The sequence below is a fragment of the Gallaecimonas zhanjiangensis genome (assembly GCF_057624825.1).
The window spans coordinates 2,273,542-2,290,769 of sequence record NZ_CM172603.1; the positions used below are offsets into that span (position 1 = coordinate 2,273,542).

At 54.8% G+C, this 17,228-nt stretch carries 20 protein-coding genes; 7 read left to right on the forward strand and 13 right to left on the reverse strand.

Annotated features, from left to right (window positions below; translation table 11 throughout):
* Positions 1 to 40 precede the first annotated feature (40 nt).
* Entirely contained in the window at positions 41 to 1,792 is a 1,752-nt protein-coding gene (locus tag AC22G1_RS10885; RefSeq protein WP_487313402.1) for a monovalent cation:proton antiporter-2 (CPA2) family protein, read from the forward strand.
* A gap of 28 nt (positions 1,793 to 1,820) precedes the next feature.
* On the opposite strand, the gene AC22G1_RS10890 is transcribed toward AC22G1_RS10885, so the two are convergent.
* Positions 1,821 to 2,819 carry an XdhC family protein gene (locus AC22G1_RS10890; protein ID WP_487313403.1) on the reverse strand — a complete coding sequence of 333 codons (999 nt, stop codon included), beginning with the start codon at positions 2,817 to 2,819 and terminating at the stop codon, positions 1,821 to 1,823.
* Between the two features lie 189 nt (positions 2,820 to 3,008).
* Between AC22G1_RS10890 and AC22G1_RS10895 the strand changes: the two genes are divergently transcribed.
* Positions 3,009 to 3,566: a nucleotidyltransferase family protein gene (locus tag AC22G1_RS10895; RefSeq protein ID WP_487313404.1), complete on the forward strand. Its 558-nt coding sequence runs from the start codon at positions 3,009 to 3,011 to the stop codon at positions 3,564 to 3,566.
* Between the two features lie 75 nt (positions 3,567 to 3,641).
* On the opposite strand, the gene ppsA is transcribed toward AC22G1_RS10895, so the two are convergent.
* Positions 3,642 to 5,984 carry a phosphoenolpyruvate synthase gene (ppsA, locus tag AC22G1_RS10900; protein ID WP_487316715.1) on the reverse strand — a complete coding sequence of 781 codons (2,343 nt, stop codon included), beginning with the start codon at positions 5,982 to 5,984 and terminating at the stop codon, positions 3,642 to 3,644.
* A gap of 166 nt (positions 5,985 to 6,150) precedes the next feature.
* Between ppsA and ppsR the strand changes: the two genes are divergently transcribed.
* A complete protein-coding gene (ppsR, locus tag AC22G1_RS10905; RefSeq protein ID WP_487313405.1) occupies positions 6,151 to 6,963 on the forward strand; it encodes a phosphoenolpyruvate synthetase regulatory kinase/phosphorylase PpsR in 813 nt (270 codons plus the stop codon).
* A gap of 24 nt (positions 6,964 to 6,987) precedes the next feature.
* On the opposite strand, the gene AC22G1_RS10910 is transcribed toward ppsR, so the two are convergent.
* Complete coding sequence (locus tag AC22G1_RS10910; RefSeq protein WP_487313406.1) at positions 6,988 to 7,956, reverse strand: 2-dehydropantoate 2-reductase; 969 nt, start codon at positions 7,954 to 7,956, stop codon at positions 6,988 to 6,990.
* Positions 7,957 to 8,086: 130 nt separating this feature from the next.
* Between AC22G1_RS10910 and AC22G1_RS10915 the strand changes: the two genes are divergently transcribed.
* Positions 8,087 to 8,407, forward strand: coding sequence for a hypothetical protein (locus AC22G1_RS10915; RefSeq protein WP_487313407.1), 321 nt, complete (start codon positions 8,087 to 8,089; stop codon positions 8,405 to 8,407).
* Positions 8,408 to 8,459: 52 nt separating this feature from the next.
* Here AC22G1_RS10915 and AC22G1_RS10920 read toward each other — a convergent pair whose 3' ends face one another.
* Positions 8,460 to 9,785, reverse strand: coding sequence for an SLC13 family permease (locus AC22G1_RS10920; protein WP_487313408.1), 1,326 nt, complete (start codon positions 9,783 to 9,785; stop codon positions 8,460 to 8,462).
* A gap of 250 nt (positions 9,786 to 10,035) precedes the next feature.
* On the opposite strand from AC22G1_RS10920, the gene AC22G1_RS10925 reads away from it, so the two are divergent.
* From AC22G1_RS10925 to AC22G1_RS10935, 3 genes are read left to right on the forward strand one after another with little or no spacing between them, the layout of a single operon-like run.
* Positions 10,036 to 10,407: a GntR family transcriptional regulator gene (locus AC22G1_RS10925; RefSeq protein WP_123421478.1), complete on the forward strand. Its 372-nt coding sequence runs from the start codon at positions 10,036 to 10,038 to the stop codon at positions 10,405 to 10,407.
* Entirely contained in the window at positions 10,391 to 11,242 is an 852-nt protein-coding gene (locus AC22G1_RS10930) for an ABC transporter ATP-binding protein (protein ID WP_487313409.1), read from the forward strand. The genes AC22G1_RS10925 and AC22G1_RS10930 overlap by 17 nt, the downstream gene beginning before the upstream one ends.
* Entirely contained in the window at positions 11,242 to 12,054 is an 813-nt protein-coding gene (locus AC22G1_RS10935) for an ABC transporter permease (RefSeq protein ID WP_417361150.1), read from the forward strand. The genes AC22G1_RS10930 and AC22G1_RS10935 overlap by 1 nt, the downstream gene beginning before the upstream one ends.
* Positions 12,055 to 12,119: 65 nt before the next feature.
* On the opposite strand, the gene AC22G1_RS10940 is transcribed toward AC22G1_RS10935, so the two are convergent.
* The 9 genes from AC22G1_RS10940 to AC22G1_RS10980 form a co-directional block, all read right to left on the reverse strand.
* Complete coding sequence (locus AC22G1_RS10940) at positions 12,120 to 12,497, reverse strand: DUF1801 domain-containing protein (protein ID WP_487313410.1); 378 nt, start codon at positions 12,495 to 12,497, stop codon at positions 12,120 to 12,122.
* 27 nt (positions 12,498 to 12,524) lie between these two features.
* The gene (locus tag AC22G1_RS10945; protein ID WP_487313411.1) at positions 12,525 to 12,917 is read right to left on the reverse strand and encodes a GFA family protein; all 393 of its coding nucleotides are present in this window, start codon (positions 12,915 to 12,917) and stop codon (positions 12,525 to 12,527) included.
* Positions 12,918 to 13,054: 137 nt separating this feature from the next.
* The gene (locus tag AC22G1_RS10950) at positions 13,055 to 13,318 is read right to left on the reverse strand and encodes a hypothetical protein (protein ID WP_487313412.1); all 264 of its coding nucleotides are present in this window, start codon (positions 13,316 to 13,318) and stop codon (positions 13,055 to 13,057) included.
* A 106-nt stretch (positions 13,319 to 13,424) separates the two neighbouring features.
* Positions 13,425 to 13,847: a DUF4279 domain-containing protein gene (locus AC22G1_RS10955; protein ID WP_487313413.1), complete on the reverse strand. Its 423-nt coding sequence runs from the start codon at positions 13,845 to 13,847 to the stop codon at positions 13,425 to 13,427.
* Positions 13,848 to 14,049: 202 nt separating this feature from the next.
* Positions 14,050 to 14,274: a hypothetical protein gene (locus AC22G1_RS10960; RefSeq protein ID WP_487313414.1), complete on the reverse strand. Its 225-nt coding sequence runs from the start codon at positions 14,272 to 14,274 to the stop codon at positions 14,050 to 14,052.
* A 288-nt stretch (positions 14,275 to 14,562) separates the two neighbouring features.
* Positions 14,563 to 15,027 (reverse strand): DUF4265 domain-containing protein, encoded by a 465-nt coding sequence (locus AC22G1_RS10965; protein WP_487313415.1) that lies wholly within the window; start codon positions 15,025 to 15,027, stop codon positions 14,563 to 14,565.
* 107 nt (positions 15,028 to 15,134) lie between these two features.
* Positions 15,135 to 15,596 (reverse strand): hypothetical protein, encoded by a 462-nt coding sequence (locus AC22G1_RS10970; RefSeq protein WP_487313416.1) that lies wholly within the window; start codon positions 15,594 to 15,596, stop codon positions 15,135 to 15,137.
* Positions 15,597 to 15,718: 122 nt separating this feature from the next.
* Complete coding sequence (locus AC22G1_RS10975; RefSeq protein ID WP_487313417.1) at positions 15,719 to 16,132, reverse strand: hypothetical protein; 414 nt, start codon at positions 16,130 to 16,132, stop codon at positions 15,719 to 15,721.
* 128 nt (positions 16,133 to 16,260) lie between these two features.
* Positions 16,261 to 17,181: a toll/interleukin-1 receptor domain-containing protein gene (locus tag AC22G1_RS10980; protein WP_487313418.1), complete on the reverse strand. Its 921-nt coding sequence runs from the start codon at positions 17,179 to 17,181 to the stop codon at positions 16,261 to 16,263.
* Between the last annotated feature and the right edge of the window lie 47 nt (positions 17,182 to 17,228).

A 17,228-nucleotide genomic window follows, 5' to 3' on the forward strand; every position in this document is an offset into this window, starting at 1 on the left:
CGCATTTGACACACTGCTCTCTTTGCCACCGGAACCGGCCATGTCCCACCCCGAGTTGATCTTGTTATTTTTGTTGGCCGCCGTTATCGGTGTGCCGCTGTTTCGGCGCCTTAAATTAAGCCCGGTGCTCGCCTATCTGGCGGTGGGGCTGATCCTCGGGCCCTCGGCCTTTAACCTGGTGGGCGATACCGACACCCTCCTTAAATTCTCCGAGCTTGGCATCATCATGATGCTGTTCGTGCTGGGTCTTGAGCTCTCTCCCAGCCGGGTGGTGCAGCTTAAAAGCGCCATTTTCGTGCTGGGCACCGGCCAATTGGTATTAACCACCCTGGTGTTTACCGGAGTAGGTATGGCCTTTCATTTAAGCTGGCAAACCGCACTGGTGATTGGCTCGGCGCTGTCGCTTTCTTCTACCGCTTTTGCGGTGCAGCTCCTTAAAGAACATGGCCTTATTACCTCGAAACTTGGCCAGGACAGCTTTGCCATTTTGCTGTTCCAAGACATGGCCGTGGTGCCGCTACTGCTGCTGTTGGCGGCCCTCTCCCCTGGCGGCGGCGAGACCCACGTCGCGCCTTGGTATCTCATCATCGGCGCTCTGGCCGGGGTGGCGCTTTTTGCCCGCTTTGGTCTGGCTCGCTTGATGGAAGCGGTAGTGGCCTCCAAGGTCAGGGAAGTGCTAACTGCCATGACCCTGCTGCTGGTCCTTGGCAGCGCCTGGTTGATGGAAGAGCTGGGGCTTTCGGCCGGTATGGGCGCTTTTTTGGCCGGTACCTTGCTGGCCAACTCGTCTTATCGCCACCAACTTCACGCCGATATCGAGCCCTTTAAAGGTTTGCTGCTGGGGCTGTTTTTTATGGCCATCGGCATGACCTTAAAGCTCGAGCTTCTCTGGACAGCGCCCAGAGATGTGCTGGTAGCCCTGCTTATCTTCCTGCTGGTTAAAGTGCTGGTGCTCTGGCCGCTCGCCCGGCTTTGGGGCCATAACTGGCTCAAGGCCCTGCAACTGGCGGTACTGCTCAGTGAAGGCGGCGAGTTTGCCTTTGTTATGGCAAGCCAGGCCGGCCTGACCGGTTTGATGACCGAGCGCCAACACGAGCTGCTGGTGATGGTGGTGGGGCTTTCCATGGTGCTCACCCCCTGGTTTTTCGGGTTCGTTAAAAAGCTCTGCAATCAAGGCAAGCAAGCTGAAGATGCCCCCAAACCGGCGCCCTCGGATAAGCCCCGGGTGATTGTGGCGGGCTTTGGCCGCTTCGGGCAGATAGTAGGCCGGGTGCTGGCTGCCTATCGCATTCCCTTTATCGCGCTGGATAAAAACGCCACCCACGTTTCCTTGGTACGTAAATTTGGTGCCGAGGTGTTCCTGGGAGACGCCACCGAATACGATCTGCTGGACCAAGCCCGCGCCCACGAGGCCGATATTCTGGTGGTGGCGGTAGACGACAAGCGCGACTCCATGGCCATTGTCGCTCTGTGTAAAGCGCGCTTTCCCAACCTGAAATTGCTGGTACGGGCCATAGACCGCCTGCACGCCATTGAGCTTAAGCAGCAAGGCATCAACAAGGTGTTCCGGGAGACCTTCAGTACCGGCTTGCAAGCCACTCACGCCACCTTGATGGAGCTGGGGGTGCCTGAGTCGGAAGTGCTGGATATCATCAAGAAGTTTCGCGAGCACGACGAGGCGCTGCTGGAATCGGCGGTGGAGCACCTGGACGACGAGCAAGCCCGTATCCGTTTGATAAGGGCCAGCCGCAACCAGTTGGCAAAACTCCTTCGAGAAGACGCAGAGTTGTAAAAAAAGGCCCGGCAGATGCCGGGCTTTTTTATGCCAAGGCCATTTGCCTGGCAGGCTTGATGGCGCCGAGCTTGTTTTTGTGGCGCACGATATCGGCCAGTACCGAGAGCGCAATTTCAGCCGGGGTTTTACTGCCAATATCCATGCCGATGGGGGCATGGATACGGGCCATTTGCGCCGGGGTCATCTCCCCCAGCTCTTTGAGCCTTGCCATACGGCTTTGGCTGTTGCGCTCCGAGCCCATGGCGCCGATGTAAAAGGCGTCGGTGTTCACCGCTTCCAGTAGCGTCATGTCGTCCACCCTCGGGTCATGGGTCAACGACACCACCGCCGTGCCCGAGTGGCAACCGTGCTTTTCAAGGTAGCGGGCCGGGAATTCCCGCACCAGCACCACCCCTTTGCTGAGCGACGGCTCAAAATTGGCCAGCACCTCTTCACGGCTTTCGCACACCAGGGTTTCAAAGCCTAAGGCCACCGCAAAGTCAGCGCAAAAAAGCGCCACTGCCGAGAGCCCGGCTATCACCAGGCGCGGCGCCGCTGATACCGTCAGGCTCACGGCATTATCGTCATATTCGGCGATGGTGTTACTGGCGTACTCGCGGGGAGTCAGGGTTTGGCAGGGCCCTGGCAGCACAATGTGTTTATAAAGCGAGGTGGCGCCGCCAACGGCGCTTCGCATCTGCTGCAAATAGTGTTGGCTGGCCGCACCAGGGGCCAGGCGCTCCACCAGAATATCCAGCACCCCGCCACAAGGCAGCGCCCGGTTGGGGGTGAGCCCCCCTTGGCCGTAGCGCACCACTTGGCTTGGCTGGGTAAAATCACCCGCCTCGATGCGGGCCATAAAGTCTTCTTCCACGCAGCCCCCGGATAGGGAGCCACAATAAAAGCCCCCTTGCTTGAGGGCCATCAGGGTGCCGGGGGGCCGGGGGGAAGAGCCAAAAGTGCTGAGTACGGTGCAAAGCCACACCACATCTTGCGCCGCCCATTGGCCAGCTCTGTCTAACACCTGGATATCAAGGCTTTGCATATCCGCCTCCGCCGTTTGCCTTAAAAAGAATACTGCGGCGGGCATTGCCCGCGCCACCTTACTATACAGGCAGAGCAAGCCCTTGATATGTCCCCACTATTCAACAGTGTTATGAATAAAAGGCATCAATGGTGAGGCCTAAGTTGCACCGAGGCGGGTTACCATGGCCGCAAATAAAAGAGGAAGCCCATGGCCGATATTCGCATTATCCTTGCTGCCGCTGGCCTTGGCCGCCGTTACCAGGCTGCCGGAGGCGCTGGCAATAAACTTGAGCAAAGCATCGATGGCGAGCCACTTTTTGTAAAGGCGCTGGATAACGCCCTGGCCTCGGGCCTGCCGGTACAGGTGGTAACCCGCCCCGAGTACGCAAATCTTCAAGCTTTTTGCCAAGCACGCCAGGTACCGATCACCCAGGTTGATTCAACAGGGCTTGGCCAAAGCATTGCCGCCGGAGTGGCGGCCAGCCATGACGCTGAAGGCTGGCTTATCTTGCTGGCCGACATGCCAGCCGTGCCGAGTGCCATTGTCCGCCAAGTGGCCGATGCCCTTAGCCACCATGACGCCGCCCGGCCGCTTGTGAAGGGCAAACCCGGGCACCCAGTAGGCTTTGGCGCCAAGGCGCGGGAGGGGCTACTGGCCCTTGCAGGCGACGACGGCGCCAAAGCCTTGCTGGCCACCTTTAAGCCGCACTTTATCGAGTGTAACGACAGCGGCGTGACCACCGATATCGATCTGCCCCTTCGTTAACAGCCATCTTCTTAGGAAGTGGTTTAACGCCGATAAAAAAAGCCCCGGTAAACCGGGGCTTTTTTCGGGTTAGGCTCAGGCCTTGGCGCATTGCTCGGCCAGGTACAGCCAAGTGTCCACCACGGTGTCGGGGTTCAGGGACACCGAATCGATGCCCTGCTCCACCAGCCAGGCGGCAAAGTCTTCGTGGTCGCTTGGGCCCTGGCCACAAATGCCCACGTATTTGCCGCGGGCCTTGGCGGCCTTGATGGCCATGGCCAGCAGCGCTTTCACCGCTTCATTACGCTCGTCAAAGAGGTGAGCGATGATGCCAGAATCGCGGTCCAGGCCCAGGGTCAGCTGGGTCAGGTCGTTGGAGCCGATGGAGAAACCGTCGAAGTGGTCAAGGAACTGGTCGGCCAGCAGCGCGTTGGACGGCAGCTCGCACATCATGATCACTTTCAGGTCGTTCTCGCCGCGCTTGAGGCCTTGCTCGCCCAGCAGCTCGATAACCTTCTCGGCTTCGCCCAAGGTACGCACGAAGGGGATCATCACTTCGACGTTGGTAAAGCCCATGTCGTTACGTACCCGTTTGATGGCTTCACATTCCATGGCAAAGCAATCGCGGAACTCGGGGCTGATGTAACGGCTGGCACCACGGAAACCGATCATCGGGTTCTCTTCGTGGGGCTCATAAGCCTCACCGCCCACCAGGTTGGCGTATTCGTTGGATTTAAAGTCGGACATCCGCACGATAACGCGCTCAGGGCTAAAGGCGGCGGCCAAGGTGGCGATACCTTCTACCAGCTTGGTGATGTAGAACTCGCGGGGGCTGGCGTAGCCGGCCATCATCTCTTCGATTTCGGCTTTCAGGGCGGCGGGCTGCTGGTCAAGGTTCAAAAGCGCCTTGGGGTGCACGCCAATCATGCGGTTGATGATGAATTCTACCCGGGCCAGGCCGATACCAGAGTGCGGCAGGCGGCAGAAATCAAAGGCGCGGTCGGGATTACCGACGTTCATCATCACCTTGATGGGCAGAGGCGGCATTTTGCCCACTTCAGAGGTTTCCACCGCGAAGTCCAATTTGCCCTGGTAGATAAAGCCGGTGTCGCCTTCGGCGCAGGAAACCGTCACTTCCTGGCCGTCTTTGATAAGGTCGGTGGCATCGCCACAGCCCACCACTGCCGGGATCCCCAGCTCACGGGCGATGATCGCCGCGTGACAGGTACGGCCGCCACGGTTGGTAACAATGGCGCTGGCGCGCTTCATGATGGGTTCCCAGTCCGGGTCGGTCATGTCGGTGACCAGCACGTCGCCGGGTTTAACCAAGTCCATGTCCTTGATGGAGGCCAGGACCCGGGCGGTACCGGCACCGATTTTGTGGCCGATGGCGCGGCCTTCGGCGATAACCTCGGACTTACCTTTAAGGGAGAACCGCTCCAGCACCTGGCCAGACTCATTAGAGCGCACGGTTTCAGGGCGGGCTTGCACGATATAGAGGTTGCCATCCAGGCCGTCTTTGGCCCATTCGATGTCCATGGCGCGGCCGTAGTGCTTCTCGATGATCATCGCCTGTTTGGCCAAGTCTTCGACTTCGGCGTCGGTGATGGAGAAGCGCAGGCGATCGCTGGCGTCGATTTTCTCAATCTTGACCTGCTTGCCGTGGGCTTCATCGCCAGAGTAGACCATGCGCTCGGCTTTAGAGCCCAGGGTACGGCGCAAAATGGCCGGGCGGCCAGCGGCCAGGGTCGGCTTGTGCACGTAGAATTCGTCAGGGTTGACGGCGCCTTGCACCACCATTTCACCCAGGCCATAGGCGGAAGTGACAAACACCACTTTGTCAAAACCCGACTCGGTGTCGATGGTGAACATGACGCCGGAGGCGGCGATGTCAGAGCGCACCATGCGCTGGATACCGGCAGACAGGGCCACGCCTTTGTGGTCGTAACCTTGGTGCACGCGGTAGGAAATGGCGCGGTCGTTAAAAAGGGAGGCAAATACGTGCTTGATGGCTTCCATGACTGCATCGATGCCGCGCACGTTCAGGAAGGTCTCCTGCTGGCCGGCAAAAGAGGCGTCAGGCATGTCTTCGGCAGTCGCGGAAGAACGCACCGCAAAGGAAACGGCGTCGCCATGCTCACCGGTGAGCTTTTGGTAGGCGTCGCGGATGGCGCTGTCGAGCGCCGGCTGGAAGGGAGTCTCAATTACCCATTGGCGAATTTGGCTACCGGCCTTGGCCAGGGCATTGACGTCATCAACATCCAGACTGTCGAGGAGGTCATAAATCTTGGCGTTAACACCACTTTGCTCGAGGAATTCGTTAAAGGCGTGGGCAGTGGTGGCAAAGCCGCCTGGTACCTGTACACCCAGACCGGAAAGGTGGCTGATCATCTCGCCCAAAGAGGCGTTTTTGCCACCAACGCGGTTGACATCGTTCATGCCAAGGTCTTGATACCAGAGAACATAATCTTGCACTGTTGGGACTCCCTAAGTTTTTCCAGCAGAAGGGTTTGTGCATAAGCGCGCGGCCATCATACACTGCCGGTCATCGAACGGTAAAACGTTTGTCTTTCATGTTGTTAACAGTCTACAAAAAGGCGTCTGGATGGATAGACACGTATATTTTGTCTCTGATGGAACAGCCATAACCACCGAAGTTTTCGGTCATGCCCTGCTCTCACAATTCCCTGTTAAATTTAAACAATTCACCGAGCCTTTCGTGGATAACGAACGCCAGGTCGGGCGGGTTTTAGAGAAGATAAACCGTAGTTTTATTACAACAGGGCAACGGCCGCTGGTGTTCCACACCATTGTGGATGCCAAGCTTCGCACCCTGATTGAAGAAGGCGACGGCATCTTTTACGACATCCTCTCCACCTTTGTGAACCCGCTGGAAGTGCAGCTGGGGGTTAAGGCTGAGCCCAAGATTGGCCGCTCCCACGGCATGATGGATGACGCCTACCATCAGCGTATTGAAGCGGTGAACTACGCCATGGCTAACGACGATGGCGCCGTCACCAAATATTACAGTGACGCCGACATCATCCTGATTGGGGTATCGCGCTGCGGCAAAACCCCCACCAGCCTGTATCTGGCGCTGCAATACGGCATCAAGGCGGCCAACTATCCGTTCACCGAAGAAGACATGGATAACCTCAAGCTGCCCTCGCCGCTAAAAGATCACAAACACAAGCTCTATGGCTTGGTGATTGACCCCGAACGCTTGGCGCAAATTCGCCACGAACGGGCCCCCGGCAGCCGCTATGCGTCCATGCGCCAGTGCCGGCTTGAAACCAAGGAAGTGGAGCTGATGTTTAAAAAGGAACGGATCCCCTTTTTAAATACCACCCGCCATTCGGTGGAGGAGATCTCGGCCCATATCCTTCAAGACACCGGCCTTGAGCGCCACAAGTATTAAAAAAGCCCGCAAATGCGGGCTTTTTTATGGGGCAAGGAGCGCCTTGGCGTCTAACTGCGGGCAAACTCCCTGGTGCTCGGCCTCTTCTACCAGCGCACAAAGGTGGCAGTTTATCGGCACCAATAATCCCAGGGCTTCTGCTTCTCGCACCACCCAGCCATTTAAAAAGGCAATTTCGGTGGGCCGCCCAGCGGCCAAATCGTCATAAAGGGACGAGCGGGCCTCGGCCTCCATGGCCAGCAGCCCCTTGGCCAGGCGCGTAAAGGCTTTGTCTGGCAGGCGTAATACATAAGGCAGCAAAGCCGCCGGCACTCCCAGCAATTTGGCCGGTTTAATGCCTTTGGCTTTAAAGACCTTGAGCGCCTCTTGCTGAGCGCCAGCCAATACCTGGCGAAACGGCTGCTGGCTGAGCTCTTGAGCCAAGGGCAAGCCGCACAGGCCATTGATGGCGTTGTTGAGGTTAAGCAGCAACTTGCCGGCCTGCACCGCCGCAATATCATTGGTGACCTCGGCGTCCCAGGCGCTGGCAAAGACCCCCAGCTCCCGTGGCACCACCACCTGGCCGCCGGTGGCTTGGTAAAGCTCGCCCGGGGCCAGCCATTGCAGGTTAAAGGGCACCATCAGGGCATGGGCGCTGCATCCACTGAGCTCGGCCGCGGTATCGGCGGCCCCCAGGCCGTTTTGGGCAACGATAAGGGTGGGTTTATGGGCAAGCACCTCGGGGATGCTGTCCAGTAGCGCCTGGGTGTCGGGCCTTTTACAGGCGAGGATCACCCAGTCAAAGGCCTCAGCGCTATGGCTAACCACAGTGAGCTTTTCAAGGGCGAAGGGCTCGCCCAAGCCGCTGACTTTAAGCCCGTTTTGTAAACGCTCGAAAGTGGCCTCGCGGCCGAGGTAACACACCTCAACCCCTTTGGCCTGTAACCTGGCTCCCAGCCAGGTGCCGATGCACCCGGCCCCGGCCACCAATACACGGCTTTGCTCTGTGCGCACCGTCTGTCCTCTTTTAGCCAAGGCCCAAGACTAACAACCACCGGGCCTGCTGCAAATAGTGTTAACGCCTGCTTGGCGATTTTGGCAACAGCGGTCTTTACTTAAGCAAAAACCCCAAGAAGAAATCGCCATGTATCGCAGCTTGCTTTGCCTCGCCCTGGCCAGTTTCAGCGCCGTTGCCCTCGACGCGCCCACGCTGATGGCGCCGCCAGAAAAAGACGCTTGGCTTGATGAGAGCCTGGCCACCCGCTGGATGCAACAAGACCCTGCCCTCACTCACGGCGTGCCCTACGCCCAACCTGCCCAGCAGCGTTTTGAAAACGACAGCCAGATGCTGCGCTATCGCTACCTTTGGCACCACAGTGCGGTGGAGATATCCCTTGGCGACAAACATGTTCTGCCGGGGGAGAAAGAAAACATCCTGCTGTTTAACTTTCAGCACCGCTTTTAAAGAAAAAATCCCGCGCCCAAAGGCTGCGGGATTTTTTTAACGCTCAATTGCCTCAGGTACCAAAAGCTACCGTCAGTACCACAATGGACACGAGGTTCAACCAAAGCCCCACGCGCATCATGGTGCGCTGCTGGATAAGGCCGGTACCGAACACAATGGCGTTGGGCGGGGTGGCGACCGGCAGCATAAAGGCGCAGGACGCAGCGATGGCAATCAGCACCGCCATGTTCTGCACCGGCAGGCCAAGGGCGGTGGCAATGCCACCAAAGAGCGGCACCAGCAAAGCGGCGCTGGCGGTGTTGGAGGCAAGCTCGGTGAGGAACACCACAAAGGCGGCGATGATGCCGTACAGCACCCATACCGGCGCGCCTTGGGTCAGCTCAGACAAGCCATGAGCCAGCCAGGCGCTGGCGCCGGTAGCTTTGAGCACGGCAGAGAGAGTCAGGCCACCACCAAACAGCAGCAGCACGCCCCAATCCACGTCACGCTCGATGGCCTTCCAGGAAGAGAGCTTCAGGCCGCCCACCAGGATAGTGGCGCACAGTGCCACCAAGCCGTCCATGTCTTTAACGCCGCCAAGGGCTTTGCTGATCACCGAGGAGAAGATCCAGCTCAGCACCGTGATGGCAAACACCACCAGGGTCAGCACCCGGCCACGGGTCCAGACGAACTCTTCCTTGGTGGCGCCGACTCGTTGGTTAAGCTCGGGCTTGAGCTGCCAGTACAGCACCACCCAAGACAGCGGCAGCAACACCGCCACCATGGGCATACCCACTTTCAGCCAGTCGTTAAAATTCATGTGCAGGTAACCGGCGGCGATGGCATTGGGGGGGCTCCCCACCAGGGTGCCCATGCCGCCAAGGCTCGCCGAATAGGCAACACCCAACAGCACAAACACCTGGGTGGCGGGGGTCGGCTCTTGGTCCATCCGGCGAAAAAGCCCCATCACCAGCGGCAGCATCATGGCCGCGGTGGCGGTGTTGCTGATCCACATGGACAAAAAGGCAGCAGTGATAAACAGCAGCAATACAGACAACCAAAACCGGCCCCCGGCAAGGCGCATCACCGCCGAGGCCATGGCCCGGTCCAGGCCTTGTTCTTTCAGGGCCGACGCCAGGGCAAAGCCGCCGAGGAACAAAAAGATAATAGGGTTGGCAAAGTTACTCAGGCCGGCCCGCAGGTCCAGCACGCCCAGCACCACGGCCAGCACCGGCACCAACAGAGCGGTAATAGTGACAGGTAGCGCCTCGGTCATCCACAGCACACCGGCGAGGATAAGGATGGCAAGGCCGGCATTGACCTGGCCTTCAAAGGGCGCGTCTATCACCAGAAAACCACTGACCAGGATGGCCAGTACAACGATAAGACGAGTGATCATAACGTAGGGGGAGTTATTGTTAGGGGGCCTCATACTGACAAAATTCCCCAAAGGGGTCGAGCATGAGCGCAGCCATCCGACCTCTTGCCTGTGCTAAAAGCCGCATCCAGCCACTTAAAAACAAGCCTCCTCAACATCTTGGCGGCGGTTTTAACGCAACGTAATAACACTTTTCATTTATCGGCAGCATTGCCAGCGACAAAAGCACTGTGTTACAACACCAACACAGTTAACCGCGAGGCAGGCAGCCGTGTCCCAAGCGCCCAGCATACCGCTCTACGAACAACTGGCCAGTGAGCTGGTTGATGCCGTTCTGGACGGCCGCCTTGAAGAAGGCAGCGCCATTCCCAGCGTGCGGCAGTTGGCAGCCCAGCAACAGATAAACCCCCTTACCGTGCAGCGGGCCCTGGCCCTGCTGGCCGATAGAGGCATTATCGAGCGCCGCCGCGGCCAAGGCAGTACCGTGGCTCAAGGGGCACGCCAAAAGCTGCTGATTGAGCAGCGCCAACAGTTTTTAGAACACGACTGGCCCCGTATTCGGGCCCAGATCAAACGCCTGGGCCTGGATTTACACGCCCTTAGCTCAGAGGCAAATGGAGAAGTAGATGGAAACACTGATTAGGCTGGAAGGCCTTACCAAAGCCTTTGGCAGCAAGAAGGTACTCAGCGGCCTCGACCTTGAGATAAAAAGGGGCGAAATCGTAGGCCTGGTTGGGGTTAACGGCGCCGGTAAAAGTACCTTGCTAAACACCCTGCTGGGGCTCGACAGCGCCGAAGGCCATATCGAAGTACTGGGCCAGGCGCCCATGACCCACCGCGCCAAACTGCTGCAACGGGTGGCCTACATTGCCGATGTGGCCTGCCTGCCGCGCTGGATGCGGGTAAACCAGCTGCTCGACTACACCGCCTCGGTGCACCCCCGTTTTGACCGGGCCCGCTGCCAGGGCATTTTGGACGGCACCCAGATCCCCCCTCGCGCCCGGGTAAGAGAGCTGTCCAAGGGGATGGTTACCCAGTTGCATCTGGCACTGGTGATGGCTATCGACGCCGATATCCTGGTGCTGGACGAGCCCACCCTGGGCCTGGATCTGGTATATCGCCAAGGCTTTTACCAGCGACTGCTGGAAGACTTTTTTGACCACCAGCGCACCATTATCGTCACCACCCACCAAGTAGAAGAAATCGAACACATCCTGACCCGGGTGCTGTTTCTGCACGGCGGCCGCTTTGTGCTGGATAGCAGCATTGACGATATCGCCAGCCGCTATTGCCAGTTGCAGGTGGCAAGCGACCAGCTTGACGCCGCTCGCGCCCTGGGGCCGCTGGCCGAAAAAGCCACCATGGGCGGCCACGTGCTGACCTTTGAAGGTGAACAAGCGCAACTGGCGGGCCTGGGTAAAGTCACCACCCCGTCCCTTGCCGATATCTTCGTTGCCAAAGCCGGGAGGGCTGCCTGATGAACGCCTTTATCGCCCTGGTGCGCAAAGAATATTGGGAAAACAACAAATCCCTGCTGTGGTTGCCGCTGGTACTGACCGTGCTCACCTGGCTCGGTTGCCTGCTCATTGCCAGTAAAGGGGTGATCACCATCGAAGGTGATATTCCCAAGGTGAATGTGCTGCCGTTCCTGGCCCTGCCCTTTTTCCTAAGCGCCGGCCTCGCGGCCATCACCTACTGCGGTAATAGCCTCAACGAGGAGCGCCGTGACCGCTCCATCCTCTTTTGGCGCTCCCTGCCGGTGAGTGACATGCAAACGGTAATGGCCAAAGCCTGCACCGTGCTGGTGTTGCTGCCTGCCATCAGCTTTTTGGCGGCGGTGATTGCCCAGCTGCCGCTGGCACTGCTGATGACCCACCTTGGGGTGCAAAGCTTTGGTGAAGTGCTGGCCGCCCTTGGCAAACAAGCCGGGCATTTTTTGTGGCTATCGGTGCTGATGGCGCCCTTTTACGGCGCCATGATGCTGCTGTCGGCCTGCACCCAAAGGCCGCTGCTGTGGATGCTGCTGGGGCCCTTGCTGCTTTTTATCGGCGAGAGCGTGCTGCTGGATGGCCACCCGGTCAGCCAGCTGCTATTTGGCCACTTGGCCCGCGAGATAATGCTGGTACTGGGTAGCCTGATTGCCCAGCCCATTTTGGTTAACGGCGCCGAACTGGTTACCACAGGGGCTGTGCTCTCCACCGCCTGGACCATGGTAACCGGCGTAGCGCTGGCCCTTATTTTCTGGGCGCTTTGCGCCGAGATACGGCGCCGGCGGCTAATAAAAGACTAAGCCCTTAAATTGGATGTAAAAAAGGAGGCTAATGCCTCCTTTTTCATACTCTGCGCCCTGCCCTATTAACGCCGATAAAAGGCCGCCGCCTCCTGCATCAGGGCTTTAAAGGCGTCGCCATCAAGGGCCTCACCTTCAGTTATATCGATGGCGCGGCGCGCCTTACCGTCAAAGCCTGCGTTAAAGAGCCCGGCAGGGTCGGCAAGAGCCGCGCCATGGGCAAAGGTGAGTTTAACCTTCGCCTTATAGCACTCACCGGTGCAAAGGAGCCCGCCAAGGTACCACACCGGCACGCCACCGGGATTAGTGGGTTTAACCCACTTCACCTCCTCCACGACCTTCGGCAGCGCCGCCTTTATCAGTGCCCGCACCTCGGCCAGCACCTGGCCACGCCAATCAGATTTGGCGGCGAGCAACTTATCGATACGGGTGGCATTATCCACAGCGCGCTCCTTGGCTAACGGTTTTGTCTAAAAAAGATGCTCGGCGTCCGGCACCTTGACCCAAGCATGCATCCGCTCTTCATACACCGAGACCTCAGGCGCCGGAAATTGTGGGTCAGCAAAAGCGCCCACCGGTATCGCCACGGTGTCATCCAAGCCTTCGTTAAGGTAATAGAGGGTAGCACCACACTTGGGGCAAAAATGAAACGTGGCCTTGCTGCCCTCATCCCCTACCCGCTCAAAGGCCGTGGACGCCCCCGACACCCGCACCTGGGCCAAGGGAAAACGGGCCTGGTAACCAAAAGCGCTGCCGGTGCGCCGCTGGCAGGCAAGGCAATGGCAAACCGACACACGGGTAGGCTCGCCCTCCACCTCAGCTTTTAACTGCCCACAGCTACAAGAGGCCAAACGGCTTGTCATATCACGCTCCCAAGGGCCGTTACGGCTTTGCCCGCTCAGAAAATTGGCCTGATTTATCCAATGATGTTCACCCGATAAAGCGGGTGAGGTCTAGAAAAAATAAAACCGTTTGTTAGACATTTTATAGTGAAAAACAATCAAAGCCTGAAAAGGTATTCAACAATAGAAATAAAAATAACACACAAAAGTATTGTATTTCTCAAAAAGAATAAAAACACTGCCAATTTTAAGTGTTCAGCCTTTACGTGAGCCTTTAATGATTCAATGGAATTAAACCTCCAAAATGGAGATGCCAGTTTATTTTCATCTTTAACATTAGCTCTTCGAGCCCAAACGAAAATACTATAAATAACTGAAATTTCCATGAATAAAACCATGAGAATTTCAATTGTCAACTTCATAGAGTCACCTTTTAACACCAAGACCCGCAGTAGCTTATTGGAAGTTATGCATCTTTTTAAAGCAACTCAGAAGATGGGTGTCTCCTGTTATTAATTAGGGTCAAGACTATGCCCCCTGATAAATATCATGAACTAGCGTTGCACCCAACGATGCGATACGTTCCAACAAGCGAGGTGATAACTCAAATGCGTAATTTCTACGGCTCTGAGAGCTTATCCATATTCGTACCATACCGCCTTGACTAATCTCCTTAAGAAAGCCGCAATACGGTTCTAAATAGCCAATTAACTCTTCAAGTGCATCTTCTATTTGGGCGTTTGTGGATTCCTGCCAACCATATGAGAAAGGATTAGTGGTCCAATACCCAGTAGGGTAAACCCCAACAAGTTCTGTACCCTTGGAGGTTTTTCGAGGCTCCCCCTTCCGCCAGACTATGTCTGGCTCCAATCCTAGTGTACTAGTGACAAGCTCTGGGTCTAAATCAGGATGGCTAATTCTAAGATCGAGAATGTATGAGTATAATTGCATTATAGTTAAACCCTAGATAGCCCCAAATCGAAGGTAATTTGGAATCGAAGACGGGCATCCTTTATTGTTGATGATTAAAAATGGCGATGAATGAAAAAAAGAGACTTGATTAATTAACAGAACGCCACAGTCACTTGTTATGTTCAAAATCTCAAGACTATCTGTTAGCAACTCAGAAGATGGGTGTCTTTCTTTTCATATCTTATTTTCCAATGCGCGCCGCCTTCTCAAAGATTGCGCCAAGCGATAGGGATCCATTCATCTCGGCCAAGCCGAAGTTGTACCGTTTGCGCAAACCACTATCGTAGAAGTTGAACTCAAGGCAGTCACCCTCCCAGTCGGCCAGTTTGGCGGGATAGATTGAGCGATAAATGTCGTAGATGTCGTCATCAGGATGCAGCTTGAGCACGTCGGCGTCTCTAATCATGAATGCATCCTTGAACACTGCGAGGAATTCTCGTATTGCTTCCTTCGAGGCGGAAGGAAACTGCTCTTTCCAGGACTTTCCTTGGCATGATCGATCGGTGAAGTCTGACGATAGATACAGAGTTCGAAAGAGTAGCTTAAGGAAGCGAACAAGAGACCGGAACTTCATCGGAGTGCCTCGCTTGGCTCATACCGCCGCAACCATGGGCAAAGGCCAGCGTCTTGTCGCGCCGTGGCCTTTGTCCCCGAGGAGCGCAGCGACGAGTTAGTGAGCTGCATTGTTAGCTGATTACTCGGCATCAAAACCGAAGCCCTCTCTTGCTTCGCAAGTTTCGTAGGACAAAATACCCTGATTCTCCCACTTATATAGAATGTCACAGACAGCGCCGTAATCACCTTCTGGTTCGACGTCTATTGCGAAGAGGGTTCCATTAGCGTTCTCAAGATACGCCTTAAACTGATTTAGCGTAGACAATCTATCTGCCCGCTCTTTAGCCGAGTCACCATCAAGAAATATGACTCGCAGTGTTTTATGACCACAAAACTCATGCACCCTTAGTATTGAAGGCTTTAATTCCTCAGATACAGCTTCCGCATACACTATGTCGTAAAAGTTAATTCCATAGGCATGAAATGGAGTATTCCGCATACGATAAAAATTATTGCCAAGGTCCTCAGCCCAAAAAGATTCACCGTCTACCTCTTCATTTCTTGGTAGATCGAGATGGATTTTGGTTAATTTCTCTTCGCTCATAGTTGATTATTCAGCTAACGCCCAGTTATAGCGCGGAAAATGCTTGGCTAAAATTAGCGACGAAGGAGCGCAAGCCAAGCTTTTTGCGTCCCATCATAAACCGCTTGTTATAAGCCCGATTGCAAAATTTTATTGCCTATGTTTTTTGCCTGTAGAACACTACCATCGCCAATTGGAGCTTTTGACGCAACAGAAATAACAAAGCTATGATGTTTACTTTTAACTAAATAAAAGTACGAGTATGCCGTAGAATTTTCTAATTCTGCTTGAGCTTCTGCATACATAGCTTCACAGTTTTCCCCGCATGATACCGCTGATAGCTGACTTCCCATTGGCTTTATTGTCTCATTCACTCGCTCAACGATTTTAGAGAACTGCTCGTTCACGCCCAGACCGAATTCGATATTAATAAAGGGATTATTACCATTACCAAAGGCAAGAATTCTATTCATTTTATTGGTTTGTACCTGCAAATCGTCGGGCAATTCGATCGTAAAAGAGTTTGTCACTACTTCCTGAGCAACTACTGACAAAGGCAAGAATAAAAACAAAATTAGAATTGTACGCATAATTTCCTTAGGGCTTATAACGCCGCCATATGGGGCATTGTTTATGGAGCGGAGCTTTGGGGTAAAGTGGCGTAGCCACCCCAAAGCGCAGCGGAGTAAACAATGTCCCTATGATGGCCTTGTTAAGCGATTGATGCCCAGATTTCATCGGCTACCTTCGCGTTTTTGGGTATTAAATTGTTTAGCTGTTCTTCCAAGAAGCTATTTGCATAAGCTAAATCATCGCACTCAAAAAAATAGTGATCGATAAGATAACCAAAATGCACTTCTGGGATTTCTATATCCCGACCCATGCACTCAGAGGATACCCATCTAAGGAATCTTTGTTTGTCACCCTCTGAAGCCAAATTAAGAATTCGTGTTCGTAGAGCGAACTCTTCGATGAACGAAAACTCACGGGGTCTTGGGAACTCATAACTTGGTAACTTTAAACAGTAGCTAGGCCCTTTAAGTGACAGCAATGAAATATGATCAAAATTCTCGGTCTCTTTTAACAGCTGCTCATCCGCCCAAGCAATGACCTCTTTATCGGTCATAAAGCCCAAATTATACAGAGTCATTACTGTTGGGATTTTCGTCATATTCTTATTCGCTTAACGCCCTTCAACAGCGGCGCGGCGGCAGCCACGTCCGGCGCCCGCAGGGCGCAAACTGGTTGAGATTGTTAGAGCTTGCTGTCGAACTCATCTAGCAATCCTCTGGGAAGACGCTTTCCTAGCTTTCTTGTTATGTATCTTAGAGGATCGTCCACCTCTTTAACTAAGCGAATCAATTCCTCCAGAAACCCCATATCAAGCCTCCTGCCTGTTTCGCCCTCCCTTCTTGCTGCTTCTACGAATTTCAAGAGTTCTCTGTATTTAATGACCATATGCTCAAATGCATCAGCATGGACAGCTATAGACATACCTCTGCCGCCGTCCCTGATAGAGGGGCGCTCGTCGATTCTATCCAGTAGATAATAAAAGTACTCTCTGGGTAGAAGCGCCTCGGGATCCCTAAGTAGCTTCTGATTCGTTCGACTAAGCTCAAGCAGCTCTTCCAATATTCTTGAAAAATACTCTTCATTTCCGACCCCCACCTCAATGGGTTCCTTTTCGTCTTGAGCCGTTTCATCAATGGCATCCAAGCTTGCCTTCAATTGAGGCCACCAGACTTCAAACGCCTTTTCTAATTGATGCTCAGATATCCCTGCATCTTCACTAGCCTCATTAATAGACTTCAGCAGCTTAAATGTGTCCTTTTTGTCATAGACCGTTGATTGAAACTGAAGTATCGGCCCTTCAACTTCTGACCTCTTGATTCTGAATAAAAATGGGCAAACCTTACTCTTCTCGATGCTCTTCCCAAGCGCTCCTGCTTCAAAATTCAACCAAGGTGCTGTTACGTTTTCTTTTGTAACACATAAAATTCCATAAGCAGATTGGTCAAGCTCAGAAGCTATATCTGACGACCATCTAGCACCCTTATCGATATCTTCGGAAGAGACATAAGGAGAGATGGTTTGAATCACTGAAGGAAGCCAATCTCGCAGCACTACGGCAACCTTATGACTTAGCCCTCCAGACCAACTAATAAATACTTTCAATTTTGACTCCTTGGCTGCTCTAACGCCCCGCTAAACGGCGAGCGTTA

Bases quoted from the DNA above. Each gene is read 5' to 3' on its own strand.
- AC22G1_RS10885 (WP_487313402.1), top strand. From the start codon at position 41: ATGTCCCACCCCGAGTTGATCTTGTTATTTTTGTTGGCCGCCGTTATC.
- AC22G1_RS10945 (WP_487313411.1), bottom strand. From the start codon at position 12,917: ATGACAAGCCGTTTGGCCTCTTGTAGCTGTGGGCAGTTAAAAGCTGAG.
- AC22G1_RS10920 (WP_487313408.1), bottom strand. From the start codon at position 9,785: ATGATCACTCGTCTTATCGTTGTACTGGCCATCCTGGTCAGTGGTTTT.
- AC22G1_RS10915 (WP_487313407.1), top strand. From the start codon at position 8,087: ATGTATCGCAGCTTGCTTTGCCTCGCCCTGGCCAGTTTCAGCGCCGTT.
- ppsR (WP_487313405.1), top strand. From the start codon at position 6,151: ATGGATAGACACGTATATTTTGTCTCTGATGGAACAGCCATAACCACC.
- AC22G1_RS10950 (WP_487313412.1), bottom strand. From the start codon at position 13,318: ATGAAGTTGACAATTGAAATTCTCATGGTTTTATTCATGGAAATTTCA.
- ppsA (WP_487316715.1), bottom strand. From the start codon at position 5,984: ATGAACGATGTCAACCGCGTTGGTGGCAAAAACGCCTCTTTGGGCGAG.
- AC22G1_RS10970 (WP_487313416.1), bottom strand. From the start codon at position 15,596: ATGCGTACAATTCTAATTTTGTTTTTATTCTTGCCTTTGTCAGTAGTT.
- AC22G1_RS10965 (WP_487313415.1), bottom strand. From the start codon at position 15,027: ATGAGCGAAGAGAAATTAACCAAAATCCATCTCGATCTACCAAGAAAT.
- AC22G1_RS10930 (WP_487313409.1), top strand. From the start codon at position 10,391: ATGGAAACACTGATTAGGCTGGAAGGCCTTACCAAAGCCTTTGGCAGC.
- AC22G1_RS10975 (WP_487313417.1), bottom strand. From the start codon at position 16,132: ATGACCGATAAAGAGGTCATTGCTTGGGCGGATGAGCAGCTGTTAAAA.
- AC22G1_RS10890 (WP_487313403.1), bottom strand. From the start codon at position 2,819: ATGCAAAGCCTTGATATCCAGGTGTTAGACAGAGCTGGCCAATGGGCG.
- AC22G1_RS10895 (WP_487313404.1), top strand. From the start codon at position 3,009: ATGGCCGATATTCGCATTATCCTTGCTGCCGCTGGCCTTGGCCGCCGT.
- AC22G1_RS10960 (WP_487313414.1), bottom strand. From the start codon at position 14,274: ATGATTAGAGACGCCGACGTGCTCAAGCTGCATCCTGATGACGACATC.
- AC22G1_RS10955 (WP_487313413.1), bottom strand. From the start codon at position 13,847: ATGCAATTATACTCATACATTCTCGATCTTAGAATTAGCCATCCTGAT.
- AC22G1_RS10935 (WP_417361150.1), top strand. From the start codon at position 11,242: ATGAACGCCTTTATCGCCCTGGTGCGCAAAGAATATTGGGAAAACAAC.